Source organism: Betaproteobacteria bacterium (assembly GCA_009377585.1).
Taxonomy (GTDB): domain Bacteria; phylum Pseudomonadota; class Gammaproteobacteria; order Burkholderiales; family WYBJ01; genus WYBJ01.
In genome coordinates this window covers 1-21,098 of sequence record WHTS01000102.1, presented here as the reverse complement: position 1 = coordinate 21,098, position 21,098 = coordinate 1, and the positions used below count along the sequence as shown (strand labels likewise).

Genomic DNA, 21,098 nt, shown 5'->3' with positions numbered 1-21,098 from the left:
CCTGCGCGAGGCAGGCTATGGCGGAGGCCTCACGATCGTCAAAGACTACGTGCAGCGCATCCGCCCACGCTCCCCAAAAGCGTTCCTCACCCTTGAGTTCGCCGCCGGCGAGTAATGGGAAGCTTCCCATTACTCGCCGGGCAAGGTGCGTAGCCGCAGGTACGCCTCGGGGGCCGGTCGCGGCCGAAGGCTCGCCACCAGCGCTCGGAAGTGATCCGCTGCTCCGGGATATCCGCGCGCCCTCACCATGGCGTAGAGTCGCGAGGCGCGAAGGCTCGGGTACTTCGTCAACGTCTCCACGATGAACGCCCGGTACGGATCGATCATCGAGGAGCGCACGATCTTGGGCGCCACCTCGACCCCGGCGCTGCGCAGTGCCCGGCGCACGGTGGCGTGATGCACGCGCAGTTGCCGGGCGATCGTGCCGATCGGCCAGCCCTCGGCGTGGTACAGACGCACGATCTCGGCTTCGAGGGCGCGCGGGATCATCGTTCAAGGCCCACCGCGCAGGGGACCGAACCGTGCAAACGCCGGAAGTGCTCCCTTGCACCAGCTGCAGCGTTGTGCGAGCAACGAACGTGGTTCGGTTCGCCACGGCGACGGGAACTCGGACAGGCGGTGATCATCGCAGGCTACGCTCAGCGTCTCATCGGTCGCGACGAGCGCCACTGTGCCCGGGATGTCCGCCTCACCGGAACCCTGATGCGTCACTTTCTGCGCGCGCCGTGCACGCCAGGCGCACTGGCGCGCCGCATGCCGACACGCCCCACGGTGGCTTCGCTGATAGCGTGCACCCGCCCGATGTAGCGACTCGCGCCGCCGTATCCGCGCACACGCCCCCGTGCAATACCGGTTACCCCGATCGCAGCGCCGGCAGATGCGCACCTGCGCGGCACAGCGCGCGCAGCTGTAGAGCCGATACGTCGTCTCGCCCGCCTTCATCGCCTCGGCGCGTCCCACTGGACAACGCCGCGCAATCAAGGCATAAACGCAATGCACGCACGCAACAGCGCGCGCGCTCTAGAAGGCCCGGGGGTTCTTTCCAGGAATGTGCCCGGGCCTTCGTCTTTGCGGCGTTTGCCATCAGCATAGCGCACACCCCGCCCGAGGCCCCAAGCAATCGGTCAACGCCGGTAAGCGCCTCGGCCTACCGATTCTGTATCGCTGTGCCAGCGATACAGATCAACACCTTCGAATCGCGATCCTCCAAGCCCAGCATCGATAAGACCCGCCGCGTCATTCCGGGGGTGTCCCGCGCTTATCCTCAAAATCACGCGGAACTCAAACCCCGTCGACAGGCAGCGTTGCACCGCGACCTTGTCGCCGAAGCACTCGGTGATCGCCCGACGAAGCGCCCGCGCCCCGTCGATGACGATCAGTCGCGGGGCCTCGGCATTGAGGCCACGCTCGATCAGATCGGCGATCAGCTCGCGCACCACGGCCGTGTTCTCGGTCGCACCCTGGCGCATGCCTAGAACGTGCTTACGCCCTTCGGTATCGATGCCCAGGGCGATGAGCATGATGTGGCTGCGGAAGTGGATCGCGTCGATCATCAGCACCGGCAAATCGAGCTTCTCGAGCGATCGGCTCAGCCACGCCTTGAGCCGCTCACAGGACAGTGCAACGAAGCGCCGCGAGACCGCGCTCTTGGAGGTCGAGCACTGCACCACCTGCTCGGGCAAGGCGTCCAGCGAACGGGCATAGCGGCGCGTACTGATTCCCACGGCGATCGCATCGAGCGTATGGGCGTTCAGTGGATCGCGATTGGCCGCCCACGCAAAGCTCGGCAGAGACTCCTCCGCGCCCTGGACATTGCGCGCCCGCGGGCGGCGAATCTCGATGCGCCGGCCTCCGAGTGTCACGCGGCTCGTCGTGTGGCCACCACGCAGCGCTCGGCGCTCGGGATTGGGGACGCCTTTCGCCCCGCACAAACTCGCGCGCTCTTGTTCCATGAGCGTCGCGAGCACCTCCTTGCCCGTTTGCACGCACAACGCGAAGAACGCTTCCTTCGCACTCCTCAGCGCCGAGAGCACGCGCGCTGGAATAGCTACGTTGAGCGCCCCTGCATCGGCTTGCGATTGGCAAACGATCGACTTCGTGACAGTCTTCGCCATGGTGGCTCCTTTCTTGGTTTGGCGACCCCCTGCATATCACACGCAGGGGAAAGGAGCCGCCACCTCAGACCCTCAGTTCAACATCGATCGGGACAATGCCCTTGTGGCCGATGATACGTGTCAGATAACTGACGGTCGGTCCGCTTGCCGGATACGCGACGCGCGGCTCGCTCTGGCCAAAGACAGCGTGTTCTGCAGCAATGGTGAAATCGCAGAAATACGCAAAATGGTGGCCGCCGCCGATGGCGTAGCCGTTCACACGGGCTATTACGGCTTCGGGCAGCGAGAAATAATCAGGTAGGGCGGACTGAACATCGCGGGGCCGCCTCGTCCCATCCGTCCCTCCTTCTGCCACGAGACATCGGCTCCGGCACAGAAGGCCCTATCTCCCGCACCGGTGAACACCACGACACCGACTTCGGGATTACTGCCGGCTGCATCGAACGCCACTTCGAGCTCGCGCATCGTCTCGGCGGTGACCGAGTTCATCTTCTGCGGGCGATTGATCATGATGGTGGCCACCCCGCCGGCCACGGTATACAGGATGTCCTGAAACTCCTCGCTCATCTGCACGCCCCTCTTCAAGCTTCAATCAACCCTTGCACCCGAGACGCGGATGACTCGCGCCCACTTGGCAAGGTCGGATTTGATCTGCGCCGAAAACTCCTCGGGCGTGTTGGCAATGAGGCTGAATCCCAGCGACGTAACGCGCTCCTTGATTTCAGGCATGGCCAGGATCTTGATGATCTCGGCGTGCAGGCGATCTATAAGCCCGCGCGGAGTGCCGCTCGGCGCGAGAACGCCAATCCACGTGCTTGCCTCATAGCCCGGCAAGCCGCTTTCGGCGACGGTTGGTACATCGGGCATACCCGAAGAGCGCTCGAGCCCGGTAAGGGCAAGCGGCCTGAGCCTGCCTGCCTTTACGTGCCCGCCAATTGCCGATAGCGTATAGAAGGCGACCGACACATGGCCGCCCACCAGATCCGCAAGCGCCGGAGCGGTGCCTTTGTAAGGCACGTGCACGAGATTCACGCCAGTCATGCTCTTGAAGAGCTCCGCGGCCATGTGAGCGGCGGAGCCGCTTCCGCCAGACGCATAGTTGATTGCGCCCGGTTTGGCCCGCGCGAGCGCGATCAGCTCGCGGGTCGAGCGCACTGGCAGCGACGGATGCACAACGAGAACGAGTGGTGCGGATGCAAGCGCGGTAATGCCCTGAAAATCACGCTGCACGTCGTATCCCACCTTGGGATAAAGGCTCGGGTTGATCACGATAGCACTCGAGCCCGTTAGCAAAGTATAGCCGTCGGGCGCGGCGCGTGCCGCCTTTTCGGCGCCCATGACGCCACCCGCGCCCGGCTGATTGTCCACGACGACTTGCTGTCCGAGCGCCTCGCCGAGTCGCAGGGCGAGAAGGCGAGCCAGAATATCAGGAGAGCCCGACACCGAGTGCGGAACGATGAAGTGTATCGGCTTGTTCGGATACGCCTGGGCGTGCGAGGGATCCGCAGCTCCAAGCGCAAGGCCCAGGACAACGATTGGACCAGCAACACGCCGTAACGAGACTTGTGCCGGAGCTCGCATGAGCGCGGTCGATGGCAAGCTCAAACCCCAGCGCCCGCCCGACGGCGGTAAAGCAGCGTGGTTTCCATCTCCTGCACCGCGACGCCATCGTGCTTCATGAAGCGCCGCCTGAACTTCACCACGCCCCGGTCCGGCTTGCTGCTCTCCTTCTTCTCGATCACGGTCGACTCCATGTGCAGCGTGTCACCGTGCTTCACCGGTGCGAGCATCCGCCAATTGTCGACCTGCAGCAGGGCGAGCAAGGTCCCATCATTGACGCCGCTCGCATACTGAAGCCCGCCCATGATGGCGTAGACGAGCGGACCGTGCGCAATGGGCTCGCCGAACGGCGTCGTCTTGGCGTACTCCCAGTTCGTGTGCACCTCGTTGAAATCCCCCGACAGGCAGGCAAAATTCACGATGTCGGTCGAGGTGATCGTCCGTTTCGGCGTCACGAAAGTCCGACCGACCTCGAAATCCTCCCAATAGAGACCGCGATTCTGCGTCGTCATGTCGCCTCCTTGACCCGTCGTCACCGTGGGCTGTTTGCGAGAATCACGGTGCAGTGGGATGAAAGCACCCCGCCCTCGTTGTGCACCAGAGCCACTTCGGCGCCCTCGACCTGACGTTCGCCCAGCCCGCCGCGGAGTTGGCGCACTGCCTCGACGATGCCGAGAAGTCCGCCGGTCGCGCCCGCATGCGCGTGCGAGAGCATGCCGCCATGCGTATTGACAGGGAGCTTGCAACCGATCTCCGCGTGACCCTCGGCGTAGAAAGCCCCGCCTTCGCCCGGTTTGCAGAACCCGAGCTCCTCCAGCTCGATCACCGGGACGATGGAAAAACAGTCGTAGAGCTGCGCCACGTCGATGTCCTGCGGCCCGAGCCCCGCCATGTCGTATGCCGCCTTGCCCGAATCGGCCGCGCCGAAATGCACGAGGCTCTCCGCGCACAGGAGGTGCTCGTGCGTATGACGCTCGCCCACCCCCAGCAAGTACGCCGGCTTGCCCTTGCAGTCGCGCGCACGCTCCGCCGAAGTGACGATGAAAGCGCCGGCCGCATCGGATATCAGACAGCAGTCGAGGATATTGAGCGGTGCCGCGATCTCCTTGGAAGCGAGCACATCCTCGATCGTGATTAGCTGCTTCATGTGCGAATTGGGATGCAGCGATGCATGCCGGCGCGTGGTCACCGCGACCTGTGCGAGCTGCTCGCGAGTAATGCCGTATTCGTGCATGTAACGCCGCGCGATCATGGCGTAGCACCCCGGAATGGAGGGTCCGTATGGCGCTTCGAAGTAGGGATGCCCGACCGCCGAAGCCAGGGCCGACACAGCGGCGTCCCGAGTGAGCCCGGTCGCGCGGTTCTCGCCGGTGCACACGAGCACCGTGCTCGCCATTCCCGTTGCGATAGCCGCCGCGGCATGACCGAGCATTACCGCAGGCGTGGCGCCACCCGCGATCATCGCCGAGCAGTACCGCGGCTTGAGACCGAGGTATTCGCACAGCACGGTGCCGAGCATGAAATACGGTTCGCTGAACGAATATGCCGTAAGCAGGCCGTCGATGTCTCCGACTTCGAGCCCGGCATCGTCGAGCGCGCGGCGCGCGGCCTGTGCATTCAGCCCGAGGCCTGTCATATGCGGCACTTTGCCTATGTCGGACTCGCCCACGCCGACGATCGCAGCCTCGTTGCGCAGTGATTGGGTCATCGGTCTACTCCACGTCGCGAGATCACGGCCAGCGCGTCCACGGCAACGACGCGTTCCGCGCTCGCGAGGATCGGGTTGACATCCAACTCCGCAAGCCGATCACGCAGGTCGAACCCGAGCTCCGAGACTCGCGCGATTGCTTCCGCGAGCGCGTCGAGCATCACCGGCTTCCCGCCCCGAAAACCCGTGAGCAGCTTGTATCCCTTGGGCTTGCGCAGCATCTCGAGCGCCTCGTCCTTGCTCATCGGTGCCAACGCGGCTGAGGTATCTCGAAGGACTTCCACGAGCACGCCACCCATACCGCATACCACGAGCGGTCCGAATTGCGGATCGTTTCGTACTCCGGCAATCACTTCGATTCCGCCGCCGATCATTTCCTGCACGCTCACGCCGGCGAGGCGTGGGCGATCGGGGAGACGCTCGACCGTTTCCTCGATCGACCGATAGGCCTTACGCACGGCGGGCTCGTCAGCGAGCGCCAAATGCACGACACCGGCTTCGGTCTTGTGCGGTATCGCTGCGGACTCCGCCTTCAATACGACCGGGTAGCCGAGTTCATTGGCGGCCTCTACGGCCTCGTCTTCGGTGCGTGCAAGCTTCTCGCGAGTGACCGGAATGCCGTAGCTTGCGAGGAGCGCTTTCGACGCACCTTCGCTCAGCGCTTCTCCCGCCTGGCGCTGGCCAAGGAGCGCAATCGCCCTCGCCGTATGCTGTTCACTGGCCAGCCTTTGCGTTTGCCGCGCGAGCAACCCGTCCCGCCGCTCGTGGTATTCCATCCATGACTTGAGCGCCGCGAAGCATCGCCTCATCGAGCGGAACATGGAAAGGCTCCGAGAGGCGTCGTACACCTCACTGCCCGGCCCCTGGTACCACTCGTTGAGCCATACGATGCACAAGGGCTTGTCCAGTTGCTGCGCGAGGTCGCACAGGTATCTCGCACGCTCAACGGTGTTGGGTGCGAACGCCGTCATCATAGGCACGACGACGGCCGCAAACGAGGGATCCGCCGCGAAAGCCTCGATGCAATGACCGTACATCGTGTGATCGTGCAAAGACGCAGCCGTGATGTCGCATGGATTTGCGCTCGAGCCGAAGTCCGGCATCTTTTCGCGCAGCTTCGCTGAGGTCTGGGGCGCAAGCGGAGGCAATGAAACTCCCAAGTCGTCCGCTTTGTCTGCGGCCATGACGGCGGCTCCGCCAGACGCCGACATGACGCCAATGCCGCTCGTCACGGGCTTTCCCGCTTTGGAGAAGAACGCTGCTGTCTCCAGCACCGCTTCGAAGTCGTCGACGCGAACGACGCCCGCACGCTCGAAAGCGGCTTCGTACGCGACATTGGAGCCGGTGAGCGTACCGGTATGCGAAAGGGCGGTGCTGCGACTGAGATCGTTCCGTCCCATCTTGTAGGCGATGACGGGCTTGCCTCTCTCTAGCGCACGCCTTGCCGCTTTCAGGAAGCGCGTTCCGTCCGAAATACCCTCGAAGACGCATGCAATCGACCTCGTCGTCTCGTCCTCGACGAGGAAATTGATGAGATCACTGATGTCGACGTCGCTGGAATTTCCGGGTGCGAAGTTGTAGCTGAAGCCGATACCGCGCTGCATCCCCTGGGTGAGGATGAAACCCAGCCGCCGCTCTGGACCACCAGCCCAATCGGACCGGTGATCATCGGAAGCTCGTTCAACCCCGGCTGAAAGGAGAGTCCCACCCGATCGACGAAGTTCATGACGCCGATGCAGCTCGGACCCAGAATGCGCATTCCGCTCCGCCGGGCGATTTCGACCAGCCGCTGCTGCTTCGCGACCCGTTCGGCATCGCCGGTTTCGAGAAAGCCGGACGAGTAGATGACCGCACCCCCCACCCCCAGCCCTGCGCATTGCTCTACGATCGGCAGCACCTGTTCCGCTGGCACGGAGAGAACGACGCAGTCGGGCACCTCCGGGAGGCTATCGATCGTCGGATAGCACGCGCGTCCGAGGATCTCGCGATGCCTGGGATTGATCGGATAAGCGCTGCCCGTATATCCGAACGAGGTGTTCTGCAAAGTCCGATATCCGAACGCGCCCGGTGTGGCGGAAGCACCCACAATGGCTACGCTACGTGGTCGCAAAAGGCGGGAAAGTTCTTCGGCCCCATACAGCTCTCGCGCGGCGAATGTAGGGCAGACGGAGTTTTCGGATCGATTCATCGTGATTTGCGCCTGGGTGCATCAGTACGGTTTCGGCACGCTATGCGCGTTGTCCGCGGCGTGCCCGAGAACGAGACCGGGGCTCGCCTCCTCTCTGGATGCAACCAAGACGCGGTCATCGTGCGATCCTCAATCCGAGCGCCGGGATGACTTTTCCGAACTCCTGCAATTCCCGCTTGATCTTGGCGCTGAATTCCTCCGGCGTACTCCCGATGGGCTCCGACCCGGTCGCCGCAAGCCGCTCCACGATATCCGGCCGCTTCAATACCTTCGCCACCTCTTGGTAAAGCCGGATCACGATGGGTCGCGGCATCTTCGCCGGTCCGACTATGCCCTGCCAAGGCGCCGTATCCACCGGCACACCGAGCTCGGCAAAGGTCGGCACATCGGGAAAGGAGGCGAGCCGCTTGTTGGCCGACGTTCCGAGGATTTTCAGCTTTCCGGCCTTGATATGTGCCATGGACGAAGGCACGCTAGCGAAGATGAGCTGCACCTCGCCCGAGAGAAGCGCGACCTGCGTGGGCGCCCCACCCTTATAGATGACGGACACGATGCCGTCGGTTGTGCCGGTACGCAGCTTGAACAGCTCCGTCGCGAGATGGCCTGCGCTACCCGGGGTTGCGATACCGGCGTTGATACCCTTCGGCTTGGACTTCGCAAGTGCGATCAGGTCTTTCATGTTCGAGACGGGTAGAGACGGGTGCACTACCAGCACGAGCGGACTCACCGCGACTTGCGTTACAGGGGAGAAATCGCGGTAGGCGTCGTACGGCACGTCGCTCAGGAACGGCGTCGTAGTAAACGAGGCGTACGGAAACAGCAGCGTGTAGCCATCGGGAGTTGCGCGCGCTACCGTTTCCGAGCCGATGACGCCGCCCGCGCCGGGCCGGTTGTCCACGACGATTCGCAGATCCGCGCTTTCCGTAAGGCCTCCGGCAAGGATGCGAGCCACGATGTCCGTGCTGCCGCCGGGCGCGACGGGTACGATCAGCCGGATCGGCCGGCTGCCATAAGCGCCCGCCTCCTGAGCGTTCACCATTGCGGGGTGCGAGATGAATGCTGCCCCGACGAATATCCCTAGCGCGATTCGGTTCTGCATGCGACGCCTCCTCATGCAGTCCGCACGCGATGTTGCATGTCCTTCAGTGCGCGCAGCGTGCCTTCCACCAACCCCTCGAAGATGTCCCTCGCCGGCTTGCGTTGTGCGAGCATGCCCGCGCCCTGCCCCGCCGGATTGCTGTGCAGCTCCCAGCGGCCTGCCTTGGCCGCGCTTTCGTTGAAATCGTCGAGCAGGATCTTCTGGTAAGGCATCGGCAGCGGCTCCAGACCCGACTTTCCCCATGCTTCGACCAATGCGTTTCGGTAGCAACGCATCGTCTTGCCCGTATAGACGCGCTGAATGTCGAAATCCTGAGCCCGGCCGTTGATGATCTGTTCCTTCATGGCGTCGGCAATCTCGCACTCATGCGCGACCAGAAAGGCGGTTCCGATCCAGACGCCGAGTGCACCCAGCGTGAGCGCTGCCGCGATTCCACGTCCATCGACAATCGCGCCCGCCGCAATGACCGGCACAGGTGACACCGCGTCTACCACCTGGGGAATGAGCGCGAAGTTCGCGATCTTTCCGGTGTGCCCACCTGCCTCGTAGCCTTGCGCAACGACAATGTCGACGCCAGCTTTGACATGACGCTGCGCGTTGGCGACCGTGCCGGCCAGGCCGAGCACTTTCATCGCCTGCGCGCGAGCGCGCGGCACCATTGCCGAGGGATCGCCCAAGCCGGCTGCGAACATCGGCACCCTCTCCTCGAACACCACCTCGAGCTGCCGGGCGATCAGAACATCCGAGATGACCACCTCGTTGTCCACTTGGCATTCGGGCACGCCGTGGTCCTCGAGCACGCGCCGCGCGAACGCGACATGCTCGGGGTAGCGCTCGCGCAACTGCCGGCGCACTTCGGAGCGCGTCTTCGCTGCCTCCGCGAGCTTGGCAGGCAACAGCAAGTCCACGCCGAAAGGCTTCCGGGTAAGCGTGCGGACTTTCCGGATCGCGCGTCGAATCTCTTCGGGCTCCAAGCCCGATCCGCCGATGCAGCCCATGCCACCGGCTTCCGATACCGCAGCCACCAGCTCGGGCGGCGTTGCCTTACCTCGGGAGCCCATGCCGGCAAGGAGAATCGGGTATTCGATGCCGAGCATCTCGCAAAGAGGGGTCTCGAGTATGGGCCTTGCCATTTCACTCTTCCTCCGTAAATCGCCTCATCCGGAACGAGCGGGGGCTACTCCACCTTAGCGCCCGACTCGCGCACGACTTTTCTCCACTTGACGAGTTCCCGTGTGATGGTTTCGCCGAACTCGCCAGGTGTACTGCCTACGGGCTCGAATTCCAGCTTTGCGAGCGCTTCCTTCACGTCCTGCTGGGCAAGCGCGTCCATCAAGGCTGCGTGCACGCGCCTCACGATTGCCTCCGGGGTACCTGCCGGAACGAGCACGCCCGCCCATGTGCTCGCCTCGTAGCCCGGGATCGCGGATTCCGCAATCGTCGGAAGGTCGGGAAGAAACGTGGAACGGCGTGCCCCGGTGGTCGCGAGCGCCTTGAGCTTTCCCGCTCGTACGTGGTGGCCGGTAGCGGAAGCGGAGTAGAAGCCGATCGGCGCTTCGTCCGCTACGATTGCGATGACTGCCGGTCCGCTGCCCTTGTAAGGCACGTGAGTCAAAGCTGCTCCCGACATACTCTTGAAGAGCTCGGCAGCGAGATGCGCTGCGGACCCGGGACCGCCGGATGCATAGCGCAGGTTGCCCGGCTTGGCATTGGCGAGCGCAATCAACTCTTTCGGACTCGCCGCCTGCACCGAAGGATGTGTTACCAGCAGGAAAGGATAAGTCACGAGCATGGACACCGGTGCGAAGTCGGCTACGGTGTCGTACGGGAGCTTCTTGTGCATGCTTGGGTGTACCGTATGGCTGCTCGACACCATGACGAGGGTGTAGCCGTCGGGTGCCGCCTTGGCGGCGATGCCGGCACCGATAACGCCGCCCGCGCCCGGGCGGTTGTCGATGACGACTTGCTGACTCCATGCCGTGGAAAGCTTCTGCGCGAAAAGCCGTGACACGACGTCCGTTCCCCCGCCCGGGGCCAACGGGACGACGAAGCGCACCGGCCGGGTCGGATAGGTATCGGCGGACGCCGCACTCGCTGGCCCGGCGAGCACGGCGGCCAGCACGGATACGCTGGCGACGGCCCGGCGGCTCACGAGCTCACCCCCGTCCGTTTGAACTGCGGCAGCTTGGCGCCACCCATCCGCTCTTCGAAGCACACTGCAACCCGGTCTCCGATCTGGCTCAGCAGGGCATCGTCTCCGACGATGTTCGCCATCAGGCGCGGTCCCTCGTCCAAGTCGATCAACGCAACCACATACGGAACGCGCTTGACGAATGCAGGCATCGGCGCACGGTGCATCACCGTGAATGTGTAGACGGTGCCGCTTCCGCAGCTCCTCGTCCATTCCAGCTGCTCCGACCAGCACGTGGGACACAGATGCCGAGGCGGAAAGTGCGCCTTCCCGCACGTACTGCAACGTTTGAGGAGGAGCTCACCGCGATCGGCGGCTTCCCAGTAGGCCTTCGAATCGGCATTGAGGACGGGTGCCGGATAGCCGGTTTCATTTGCCATGCTCTTCCTCCGCTTGCGGCATCGTCATCGCCCGGTGAACACAGGCTCCCGCTTCTCGCGGAACGCGGCGACTGCCTCCTTGTGGTCCTCGCTCAGTCGGACGATGGGCATGTTGGATGCGACCAGTTCGAGCGCACCGCGCAGATCGGTTGTCGCGCTTTGATACAAGACCTTCTTCAATAGCCGTACCGCCAGTGGGGCGCTGCGCGCCACCTTCCGCGCGAACGCGAGGGTTTCCTCGACGAGCCGATCGTCGTCGAATACTCGATTCACGAGACCCATGCGCAACGCCTCTTCCGCGTCGATCGTTTCGCTGCTCCAGAAGAGCTCGAGGGCCTTCGCCGTGCCGACGATACGCGGCAGATAGTAGGCACCGCCCGCCCCCGGCAGGAGCCCCATGCGCACGTAAGTCTCGGCGAAACGTGCGCTGCGTGCCGCAAAACGCAGATCACACATGAGCGCCACATCCACGCCGCCGCCGGTGGCGATGCCGTTCACCGCCGCGATCACCGGCTTGTCGATCTCCTGGATCTTGAGCGCGAGCCGCTGCACGTTCTCCGTCAGACGAGCCTTGACGTGCGCCGGGCTCTGGGACGCGTAATCCCCGAATCTTCCGACATCGCCTCCGGTACTGAAGCTGCGCCCGGTTCCAGTAACGACGATGACGTTCACTGCATCACTCGTACGGTAGGTTTCCAGGAGGTCGAGCCAGGCATCGATCATGTCGTCGGTGAAAGCGTTCAGCTTCTCCGGCCGGTTCAGTCTGATCGTCGCGACCTTGTCGCCGACCTCGGACACTACGTACTGCGACATGCGCTGGATCCTCCTCCTGGTGCTACATCGCTTTGGGCGGTCTCCGCCCGTCCGCCGCTCGTTACTGCCTGGCTATGCGACATCGCGACGAGCAGTGCGTCGACTTTCGGAAATGTAGGTAATACACTGCGCACTGTCAAACTGTCAGAACCAGTTCCAATGGTTGGAATAAACGCCATCGCGGTGCGGGTCTTGCGGCTAACATGCCTACGATTGATCCGCTCTGCGACTTCGAAAGCGATGCCGCTTACAGTAATTCCGAAGCATTCGTTGCGCAAGGCCGGCAGCGTGCCGAAACCTGTCGCCGTCAAGCGGGCGTTCGACGCTTCCTCGCAATAGAGCGAAACGGTAGAGAATGACGATGCGTGGCGTGCAGCGTACGGTGGCGATCTTCGAGTGCTTCAGTCCGCAGCGACCGAGCCTCACGCTGCAGGAGATTGCCAACAGCATCGGATTGGCGAAGTCCACGACCTTCAGGATCGTGCAAAGCCTGGAGCGGATGGGCTATCTAATTCGGCTCGAAGACCAGAAGTATTGCTTGTCGTTTCGATTCACGCGGCTCGCTGGATCGGTAATGAGCACCCTGAGCATCCGTCAGGTGGCGCGGCCTACGATGCTCGAGCTCGCTCGCCAGACGAACGAAACCGTTACGCTCAACATGATGAGCGGACGCGACCGCATTTGTATCGAGGTCATCGATACGCCGTCGCCGCTCATGAGCATGGCACGGCAAGGTCAGAGTGTTGCGCTGACCGGTAAGGGCGCAACCGGAAAAATGCTCATGGCTCACGTTGCGCCCAAGGCAATGGAACGCATCGTGGCACAGGCAACGAAGATCCCGGAAAAGCGAGCCGAGATGATGACGGAGCTCGCGCGCGTTCGTAAAGCGGGTTACTGCGTTTCGCATGGCGAGCGCGTACTGGGTTTGAGCGCAATTGCAGCACCGATCTGGGAGAGCGACGGCAGCGCCCCGTACTGCATTTCGATCACTGCGCCCACCGTAAGGCTGAAGCCGCGGATCGACGAGTTCGTGAAGACCCTCGTGAAATCCAGCCGCGATATTTCCCGACGGCTCGGTTCGGACGTGGAGATGCCGGCGATGCGCTCCGAGGTCGCAAAACCGAGCAAGGCGACCCGAGATGCGCGCGCTCCACGGCGCGCCAGGTCGCTGGTGCACAGTTGATTTGCCGTTGCATCGAAGTTGGAGCGGGGTGGTTCGTATGAGGGTCTTCACTCACGCTTGCGAAGGCCGTGCTCGAGCCACCGATGCTTGCCGTTCATCGAGCATGGAACCGCGTCGAGGATAAGAACTGCGTAAGGAGGAGGATAGGGAGATGAGATCGCCAATGCCGCATGGCGTATCGCGGATCGCGGTTGCAGCGCTCGCGGTGCTGCTGCCCGCTTCCGTCATGGCCCAGAAGTACCCGACCAAGCCCATTCGAATCGTCGTTGGATTTGCCGCCGGCGGCTCCACCGACCTGGTGGCGAGAACGGCGAGCAGCAAATTACATGCGGCGCTCGGACAGCCGGTCATCGTCGAGAACCGGCCTGGCGCGGGCGGCAACATTGCAGCAGAGTTCGTTGCGCAAGCGCCCGCGGACGGACATGTTCTTCTGGTCACACCGAGTGCCTTCGCAGTCAACCCAAGCCTCTACCGGCGTGCGCCCTACGACGCCATCAAGGACTTCGCACCGTTCACCGGTTTGACTTCGTACATGCTGTTTCGGGTCTGCCATCCTTCGCTGCCGGTTCGCTCCGTAAAGCAGTTGATCGCGCTTGCGAAGTCACGGCCCGGGCATCTCAACTATTCATCGGCGGGCACCGGGACGACGACGCATATCTCCGGCGAGCTGCTTTCCCACATGGTGCAAGTTAAGATGACGCACGTGCCTTTCCGGGGTACAGGGCAGCAATTGCCCGCATTGCTTTCGGGCGAGGTCGCTCTTGCTTTCGGCAGTACGACCGTCGTGCCGCTCATCCAGGCAGGCAAGGTCGTCTTGCTGGGCGTCACCGGCGCAAAGCGCTTTCCGGACTTTCCCGATGCACCGACGATCGCCGAGACGGTTCCGGGCTACGAAGTCACTTCCTGGAATGCCATGTTCTCACCGGCCAACACGCCTCCCGCGATCACGAAGCGAATCAGCGAGGAGCTGCGCAAGGGGTTCGGTCAGCCAGACGCGCGTGCGATCTTCGAACGACAGGGTCTGGAGGTCACCACCGGCACGCCCGAGGAGCTGGGAGCGCTCGTCGCGGAGGAAACCGCCAAGTGGGCGACGGTGATCAAGGCCGCTCGCATTCCCCTTCAGTAACACGCTCCAGCCATTCGAGACCGTGCAGCTTACCGGCGCAATGTAGCGCTCGCCAGACAAGGGATACGCGTGATGAGCAAACAATTGGTAAGTGCAGCCAGCCAGGGTCCGGTGCTGGTCATCCGGCTTTGCAGCCCCGAGAACCGCAACTCGCTGACCGCCGAGTTGAGGCAGCAGCTTGGGGATGCCATCGAGCGCGCGGAATGCGAGCGCTCGGTGCGCGCTGTGTTTTTGACATCGGAAGGCCCGACTTTCTGCTCGGGCGGCGATTTGAAGTTGCTGCAGAGCGCGTCGGACCCTTGGTCGGTGCATCGACGGTTTCGCAACTTGAGCCGTTGGCTCATGCCGCTCATCGCGCTGGACAAGCCGGTCGTGGTCGGCCTGCGGGGCGCTGCCGTTGGAGGCGGAATGGGCTTGGCACTGACCGGCGATGTGTTGATTGCGGGTGAGAACGCGAAGCTCGTTTCCGGCTTCTTCCGCCTCGGCGTCGTGCCGGACATCGGGACGATGTACCACTTGCCGCGGCTCATCGGGATGGCGCAAGCCAAGCGATTTCTTTTCAGTAGCGGCACGATGTCGGCTCAGGAAGCGCTCGAGCTCGGTCTGGTCGCCAAAGTGGTGCCGGACGAGCAGGTCGAAGCGGCCGCAATGGAAGAGGCGGCCCGTCTGGCGGAGGGGCCGGCCGAGGTGATCGGTCTCGCGAAAACGCTCATGGCGCGGAGCTTCGAGACGACATTGCACGACATGTTCGCGTTCGAGGGCTACGGACAGGCGCTTGCCATGTCCAACCCCGAATTCCGTGAAGGTTTGGCAGCGGCGCTGGAAGGTCGACGCCCAAGCTTCGTACAGGCTGCCAGGAACGATTCATGACTCGGTGACTGGATTAGGTCGCCGGCTACCGCGCAATGCGCACAGCTCATGCAAGCGAGAAGGAGCGATTCATGGATCCTGCAGCGTCCGAACACATCGAAGCGGTACGCGACATGGTCAACCGCTTCATGCAGACCGAGGTCGTGCCCGTCATGGACGGCTACGAGAAACGCGGCGAGTTTCCGCGCGCACTCATTCGCAAGGCCGGGGATGCCGGACTCTATGGCGCTGTATTCCCCGAATCCGTGGGCGGCAGCAACATGGGCTACCTGGCCGCGACCGTGATCCAGGAAGAAATGGCGCGCAACGATGTGCGCTTCTCCGCCTGCAACAATCAGCAGGGATCTACCTGCCCGGCTTGCATCTACTTCGGCGGCACGCCCGAACAGATCGAGAAGTTCGTTCCGAACCTTCTTGCCGGCAGGACGATCGGCATGATGTCTCTGACCGAACCCGGTGGCGGCTCGGATCCCGCGGGTGCGATGCAGACGTTTGCACGCCTCGACGGCGACGTGTATCGCATCAGCGGGCAGAAGGTATTTGCCTCGATCGCAAACGAAACCGATGTGGGCGTGCTGTTCGCGAAGACGGACCGGGATGCAGGAGCGCGCGGCGTGACGGGGTTCATCGTCGAGCCGAAGAAGTATCCGGGTTGGAAGGCGCAGCCGATCGAGATGCTGGGGCTGTCGAACGCGCTTCGCACCAACGTCCTCTTTCTCGATGACTTCGTGGTTCCGGTCGAAAACCGCCTCGGCGAGGAAGGTCAGGGCTTCAAGATCGTCATGCGCGCGCTGCAGTCCGGAAGGGTGACGATTGCCGGCAAGGCACTGGGCATCGCGCGGGCCTGCTTCGAGGATGCCGTCCGCTACGCCAATGAACGCACGCTGCGTGGACAGCCCATCGGACGCTTTCAGATGATCCAGTCCGAGATCGCCGACATGGCGACCGCGATAGAAGCGAGCCGCGCCCTGGTGTACAAGGCCGCGCACCACATGGACAGCGGGCTGCCCTCCAACCGGATCGCGGCTATAGCCAAATATCATGCCTCGCAAACCGCAAAGCTGTGCGCGGACAAGGCAATGCAGATCTTCGGCGGATACGGGCTCGCGAGCGAGTACCGGGTATCGTGGCTTCGATCGTACGCCGACCTGTTCTTTACCGGTGAAGGCTCGGCCAATGTGCAGAAGGTTCTGATCGCGGAGGACGCCCTGGGTTACAAGGTTGCCGATCGTCATCACGGCAAGACCGGCTTGCGTGAAATTCGCGGCGATAGCTGAAGGCGATCGCTCGGGGAGACGAACACCCGCTCGGGTGCGAAAGGATGAGCATGATCGACGAGACGACTTTCGACAAGTTCTTTCGGCCGCGCAGCGTCGCGATCGTCGGCGCATCGCCTCAGCGCGGCAGCGCCCGCAACAACCTGGTGCGTGTGCTTCTGAAGCATGGTTTCCAAGGAGCCGTTTACCCGGTCACGCCCAGCCATGCCGAGGTCGAAGGTCTTAGAGCTTACGCCAGCGTCTCGGAGCTGCCGGAAGCTCCGGACGTGGCGCTCGTGATCACGCCTGCGACAACGGTGCCGGACTTGATCGCGCAGTGTGGCGCCAAGGGCATCCGCAACGCGATCGTGTACAGCTCGGGCTTCGAGGAAATCGAAAGCGGCAAGGAGCACGCTCGCCGTCTGGCCGCGGCCGCGCGGAGGAACGGCGTTGCCGTGCTCGGCGCCAACTGCCAGGGCATCTGGTCCGTTCGGCACCGCGCCCTGCTGACCTTCGGTGCGGCTTCGGTGAGTCTGGAGAAGGTGCAATACGGCCCAATCGCCGTGATCAGCCAGAGTGGAGCCCTTGCCGGGGCCATTGCCAATTGCCTGCAGAACAGCGCAATGGGCTGTTCCTACATCGTCAGCGTCGGCAATGAAACCTGCCTGGACGCTTTACATGCCCTGCGCTGGGTGGTCGAACAGGACGACGTTCGCGTCGTCGCCATGTACATCGAAGGATTGTACGATGCGAAGCGGATTATGCCGATCGCGGAACGCGCCCGCGAAAATGGAGTCCAGATCGTTGCCCTCAAGGCGGGAAGGTCGGCAGTCGGCCAGCAAGCCACCGCCTCACACACCGGCAAGATCGCCTCGGCCCATGCCATCTATCTAGACGTGTTCGAGCAGGCGGGCGTTGTATCGGTGAACACGCTGGCAGAAGCGCTCGCTGCGGTGGAAGCCCTCGCCTTTCTGCCCGATCCACGGATCAGCGGTGACCCGAAGGGCGGAGTATCGGTGTTGAGCTCCTCGGGAGGCGCAGGCGCCCTGCTGGCGGATCATAGCGGCGAGCTCGGAATTCCCATGGCGGAGTTCAGTGCGACGGCCGCCGCATCGCTGCAGCAGATCCTCCCGGAGTTCGCGCGCAAAGAGAATCCGGTCGATCTCACCGGCCAGATTTACAGCATCCCGAATTTGTTCAGGGATACATGCCTCACGTTCCAAGCCGATCCCAGGACCGAGGCGATCATCGTCCAGTTCTCGAGCAGCGGGCGCCGCGGCCTGCTGGAGAACGTCGAGGTCTTCAAGGCTGTCGCGCGCGATGTACCGATCGTCATCAGCCTGATCGGCGAGAGCATGGAGCGAAACATCACGCAATCGCTGCGCGAAGCGGGCGTGCTGCTGGCCGCCGACCCTGCGATGTCGATGATGATGTTGTCCTTCCTATACATGCGGCACCGGATGCGAAAGCTGCCCAACGCACCGGAGCGCAGCCCGCTGAGCTTTCGGCCGCCTCCGCGCGATTGGATGCAGACCATGGAGTTCTGTGAGACATGCGGCCTGACGCCTGCCAGGTGGGCGGTTCTGCGCCCCGACGAGAGTGCGGCGACGGCGTGCGTCGGGATGAAATATCCGACGGTCGTCAAAGCTCTGCCTTCGGAAGCGGAGCATAAGACCGAGCTCGGGCTGGTAAGGTTACGCGTTCAATCGGCGGCGGAAGTCAACGCGCATGCTGCCGAGATCCGCCGTCGGCTCCATAAGCCCGATATGGGCGTTCTGGTCCAGGAAATGGTGGACGATGGTGTGGAAGTCGTCCTGTCGTGCCTGCGCCAGACCGACTTTGGCCCGGTCCTCTCGATCGGCACGGGCGGCACGGCGATCGAGTTGTACCGGGACGTCGCCTATCTCGCGCTTCCCGCGTCGGTTGAGCAAGTGCTGGCAAAACTGCGCAAACTGCGATTGTGGACCTTGTTGCAGGGTTTCAGGGGTAAGCCGGCTGCTGACGTACCGGCGTTGGCGGAAGCGGCGGTCCGATTCGGCGATATGTTCCTCGCCACGCCCGACGTACAGGAATTCGAGATCAATCCAGTGATCGTAAAGCCCCTTGGGCAGGGTCTGAGCGTGGTCGATGCATTGATCTACAGCACGCCTCCGGGTTCGAAGAATGATTCCCCGACAATGGATGCAGCACGTCGCACCACGCAGTGAGGACCACGAGCGAGGAAGCATTGATGTTCGCCAGGGGCAGTTTGAAGGGTCGGACAGCCCTAATCGCAGCCGGCGGCTCCGGCATCGGGAAAGAAGAGCTCATCGTGGATGGCGGGCAATGGTGGAAGTATGTCGCCGCATGACGTTGCGTTCCCAAAAGCAACGAATCGGCCTTTTTTCAGCGTAGTGTCTGGCCGACGATCATAGCTGTCGAGGAACGCGCGAGCCGCATTCCCCCTAGCCGGCAGGCTCGATCGGATGATCAATGCGATCAACGCCTATGTCTGCCGCGCGCAGTCGCGTACGCGTTCACCTTGCATGACGCTTAGGACGGGCGTGTGACTTGAGTAAGCACGTAAGTCATGATGCCACCGTGACGCACATATTCGATCTCTGCGGGCGTGTCGAGACGAAGCGTCACAGGAATTTCCTCGACTCCATCATTGCGCCGCACGACGAGCGTTACCTTCCCACACGGCGTTACGCTATCGTGCAGCCCGGTGATATCGAACGTTTCCGTGCCGTCGATGCGTAACGTCGCTGCCGTCGTGCCCCGCAGGAACTGACAGGGCAATACGTTCATGCCGACGAGGTTGCTTCGGTGTATGCGCTCGAAGCTGGAGGCCAATACCGCGCGCACACCGAGGAGCCGGGTGCCTTTCGCCGCCCAGTCGCGCGCACTGCCAGTGCCGTACTCCTCCCCTGCCACTACGACCATGGGCACGCGCTGCGTTGCATAACGCATCGCCGCGTCGTAGATTGGCAGGCGGTCGCCGCTCGGCTGATGCACCGTCACGCTTCCCTCCACGCCCGGCAGCATCAGATTTCTCAACCTCACGTTCGCGAACGTGCCTCGAATCATGACTTCGTGATTCATGCGCCGCGCGCCATAGTTGTTGAAGTCCTCTGCCTCCACGCCGAGGTTTCGTAGATAGACCCCGGCCGGTAAGCTCGGTTGGATGCTGCCGATCGGACTGATATGGTCCGTCGTGACGGAATTCCCAAGCACCGCCAGCGCTCGGGCGCCCAAGATATCGGCAAACGCTGAATGGCGCAGCGACTCGTCGAGAAAGGGCGGCTCCTTTATATACGTCGAGCGCTCGTCCCACGGGTACAAATCGCCCGTCACCTGCTCGATTCCTTTCCACAGCGGATTCTTGGAAGAGATGTCGGCAGAATAAACCTCGCGGTACAGCGCGGGATCCGCTGCGAACTCGAACGAGCGGGAGAGCTCCTCAGGCGTGGGCCAGACATCCCTCAAGTAAACGGGCTCGCCGTCGTCGTTGATCGCAAGCGGCTCACGCTCGAAATTGATGTCGACCCGGCCGGCGATGGCGTACGCAACCACGAGCGGCGGGCTCGCGAGGAACGCCGCACGCACGGCCGGATGGATACGTGCTTCGAAGTTACGGTTGCCGGAGAGTACCGCGCATGCGACCACTTCATCTCTGCCGATCCGGTTCTCGAGCTCCGCGTCGATCGGGCCCGAGGCGCCTACGCACGTCGCGCAACAATATCCCGCGACCGTGAAACCGAGGCGGTCTAGATACGGTTGGAGGCCCGCAGCTTCGAGATACTTGCTGACGACGGTGGAGCCCGGGGTGAGCGAGGTTTTTACCCATCGCTTGGCGGACAGGCCGCGCTCTACGGCTTTCTTCGCCACCAGCCCAGCTGAAACCATCACGCCTGGGTTCGAAGTATTTGTGCACGAGGTGATTGCCGCGATTACCACATCGCCGTCTGCGACCGTATTGCCGCTTCTCGGCTGCGGCGCGCGCTTTCCATAGCCGCCGTCGGCCACCGGCCGCGCGAGCACTTCCGCAAAGCGGCACTTACAGTAAGTCAGAAGCTCGTCGCCCCCGCGAAGGCGGGATGCCAGGCGAGATTCATTTCGGATCCCCGCCTGCTGAGCAGGAATGACGGATGTGCCAGGAACTTGTGACTCGAGGCTACGCCGCTGCGGCGCGCAGGATCACCGCAGGAAGTCGCAAACGTCGCGCTGTTTCTCGCCTCCAATGAGTCGTCCTTCGTCACGGGCGACCGGATCATTCGTGCCGGCGGCAGATACATGTAACGGCCCTGCCCCGTGCAAGGTGCGGAAAAACTCGTCGGAGCCCCTCCTCATTGAGCGCGATCGGACGGTGTTCCGCGTCTAACGCTCCTCGTTCCGCAATGCGCGGCAGAGCATCTCGACCGCATTCGGCCTAGTAGAATCCAGAGCCGCGACCGCGTCGATGACGTGACCCGCCGATGCTTCCGAGAGAACTTTGGCCGTTGTTCTTCTAAACTTGGCCTGATTAGCGACATTCTTCAGCCAGCCGAATGAGCGCGGCGGGCCGAGGCGAGGTGAGGCAAGCGGCGCGCACCAGGCGAGCCAAGATGGAGGCGAGATTGAAGCGGCGG

The 21,098-nt window shown here is 63.0% G+C and carries 21 protein-coding genes; 6 read left to right on the top strand and 15 right to left on the bottom strand.

All coding sequences use genetic code 11. The annotated features are described in order from the left end of the window. Positions 1-129: 129 nt before the first annotated feature. The 14 genes from GEV05_23790 to GEV05_23725 all read right to left on the bottom strand — a co-directional run bounded on the left by GEV05_23790 (position 130) and on the right by GEV05_23725 (position 12,053). Complete coding sequence (locus GEV05_23790; GenBank protein MPZ46355.1) at positions 130-489, bottom strand: transposase; 360 nt, start codon at positions 487-489, stop codon at positions 130-132. Positions 490-1,124: 635 nt separating this feature from the next. Beyond that, a complete protein-coding gene (locus GEV05_23785) occupies positions 1,125-2,114 on the bottom strand; it encodes a hypothetical protein (protein MPZ46354.1) in 990 nt (329 codons plus the stop codon). A 64-nt stretch (positions 2,115-2,178) separates the two neighbouring features. Next, positions 2,179-2,490 (bottom strand): hypothetical protein, encoded by a 312-nt coding sequence (locus GEV05_23780; GenBank protein ID MPZ46353.1) that lies wholly within the window; start codon positions 2,488-2,490, stop codon positions 2,179-2,181. Beyond that, positions 2,382-2,687: a hypothetical protein gene (locus GEV05_23775; GenBank protein ID MPZ46352.1), complete on the bottom strand. Its 306-nt coding sequence runs from the start codon at positions 2,685-2,687 to the stop codon at positions 2,382-2,384. The genes GEV05_23780 and GEV05_23775 overlap by 109 nt, the downstream gene beginning before the upstream one ends. Positions 2,688-2,702: 15 nt before the next feature. Next, on the bottom strand, positions 2,703-3,695 hold the full coding sequence (locus tag GEV05_23770) for a tripartite tricarboxylate transporter substrate binding protein (GenBank protein ID MPZ46351.1): 993 nt from the start codon (positions 3,693-3,695) through the stop codon (positions 2,703-2,705). A 20-nt stretch (positions 3,696-3,715) separates the two neighbouring features. Further along, positions 3,716-4,186: an acyl dehydratase gene (locus GEV05_23765; GenBank protein ID MPZ46350.1), complete on the bottom strand. Its 471-nt coding sequence runs from the start codon at positions 4,184-4,186 to the stop codon at positions 3,716-3,718. A 20-nt stretch (positions 4,187-4,206) separates the two neighbouring features. After that, a complete protein-coding gene (locus GEV05_23760; GenBank protein ID MPZ46349.1) occupies positions 4,207-5,382 on the bottom strand; it encodes a thiolase family protein in 1,176 nt (391 codons plus the stop codon). Further along, complete coding sequence (locus tag GEV05_23755) at positions 5,379-6,986, bottom strand: CoA-binding protein (GenBank protein MPZ46348.1); 1,608 nt, start codon at positions 6,984-6,986, stop codon at positions 5,379-5,381. Before GEV05_23755 ends, GEV05_23760 begins: the two co-directional genes overlap by 4 nt. Further along, entirely contained in the window at positions 6,833-7,570 is a 738-nt protein-coding gene (locus GEV05_23750; protein MPZ46347.1) for a hypothetical protein, read from the bottom strand. The genes GEV05_23755 and GEV05_23750 overlap by 154 nt, the downstream gene beginning before the upstream one ends. A gap of 115 nt (positions 7,571-7,685) precedes the next feature. After that, a complete protein-coding gene (locus GEV05_23745) occupies positions 7,686-8,684 on the bottom strand; it encodes a tripartite tricarboxylate transporter substrate binding protein (protein ID MPZ46346.1) in 999 nt (332 codons plus the stop codon). Further along, a complete protein-coding gene (locus GEV05_23740; protein MPZ46345.1) occupies positions 8,681-9,802 on the bottom strand; it encodes a nitronate monooxygenase in 1,122 nt (373 codons plus the stop codon). Before GEV05_23740 ends, GEV05_23745 begins: the two co-directional genes overlap by 4 nt. Positions 9,803-9,846: 44 nt before the next feature. Then, a complete protein-coding gene (locus GEV05_23735) occupies positions 9,847-10,884 on the bottom strand; it encodes a tripartite tricarboxylate transporter substrate binding protein (GenBank protein ID MPZ46344.1) in 1,038 nt (345 codons plus the stop codon). Then, positions 10,818-11,240 carry a hypothetical protein gene (locus GEV05_23730; GenBank protein MPZ46343.1) on the bottom strand — a complete coding sequence of 141 codons (423 nt, stop codon included), beginning with the start codon at positions 11,238-11,240 and terminating at the stop codon, positions 10,818-10,820. Before GEV05_23730 ends, GEV05_23735 begins: the two co-directional genes overlap by 67 nt. A 24-nt stretch (positions 11,241-11,264) precedes the next feature. Continuing rightward, positions 11,265-12,053, bottom strand: a complete 789-nt coding sequence (locus GEV05_23725) for an enoyl-CoA hydratase (protein ID MPZ46342.1) — start codon at positions 12,051-12,053, stop codon at positions 11,265-11,267. Between the two features lie 361 nt (positions 12,054-12,414). Between GEV05_23725 and GEV05_23720 the strand changes: the two genes are divergently transcribed. The 5 genes from GEV05_23720 (at position 12,415) to GEV05_23700 (ending at position 18,695) form a co-directional block, all read left to right on the top strand. Continuing rightward, positions 12,415-13,236 carry a helix-turn-helix domain-containing protein gene (locus GEV05_23720; protein MPZ46341.1) on the top strand — a complete coding sequence of 274 codons (822 nt, stop codon included), beginning with the start codon at positions 12,415-12,417 and terminating at the stop codon, positions 13,234-13,236. Between the two features lie 151 nt (positions 13,237-13,387). After that, positions 13,388-14,362, top strand: a complete 975-nt coding sequence (locus tag GEV05_23715; protein MPZ46340.1) for a tripartite tricarboxylate transporter substrate binding protein — start codon at positions 13,388-13,390, stop codon at positions 14,360-14,362. A gap of 72 nt (positions 14,363-14,434) precedes the next feature. Beyond that, positions 14,435-15,232 carry an enoyl-CoA hydratase/isomerase family protein gene (locus GEV05_23710; protein ID MPZ46339.1) on the top strand — a complete coding sequence of 266 codons (798 nt, stop codon included), beginning with the start codon at positions 14,435-14,437 and terminating at the stop codon, positions 15,230-15,232. 71 nt (positions 15,233-15,303) lie between these two features. Then, the gene (locus tag GEV05_23705; protein MPZ46338.1) at positions 15,304-16,509 is read left to right on the top strand and encodes an acyl-CoA dehydrogenase; all 1,206 of its coding nucleotides are present in this window, start codon (positions 15,304-15,306) and stop codon (positions 16,507-16,509) included. Positions 16,510-16,553: 44 nt separating this feature from the next. Further along, the gene (locus GEV05_23700; GenBank protein MPZ46337.1) at positions 16,554-18,695 is read left to right on the top strand and encodes a hypothetical protein; all 2,142 of its coding nucleotides are present in this window, start codon (positions 16,554-16,556) and stop codon (positions 18,693-18,695) included. 325 nt (positions 18,696-19,020) lie between these two features. On the opposite strand, the gene acnA is transcribed toward GEV05_23700, so the two are convergent. After that, positions 19,021-20,613 carry an aconitate hydratase AcnA gene (gene acnA / locus GEV05_23695; GenBank protein ID MPZ46336.1) on the bottom strand — a complete coding sequence of 531 codons (1,593 nt, stop codon included), beginning with the start codon at positions 20,611-20,613 and terminating at the stop codon, positions 19,021-19,023. A gap of 39 nt (positions 20,614-20,652) precedes the next feature. Between acnA and GEV05_23690 the strand changes: the two genes are divergently transcribed. Continuing rightward, on the top strand, positions 20,653-20,769 hold the full coding sequence (locus GEV05_23690; GenBank protein ID MPZ46335.1) for an SDR family oxidoreductase: 117 nt from the start codon (positions 20,653-20,655) through the stop codon (positions 20,767-20,769). The last annotated feature ends 329 nt before the right edge of the window (positions 20,770-21,098 follow it).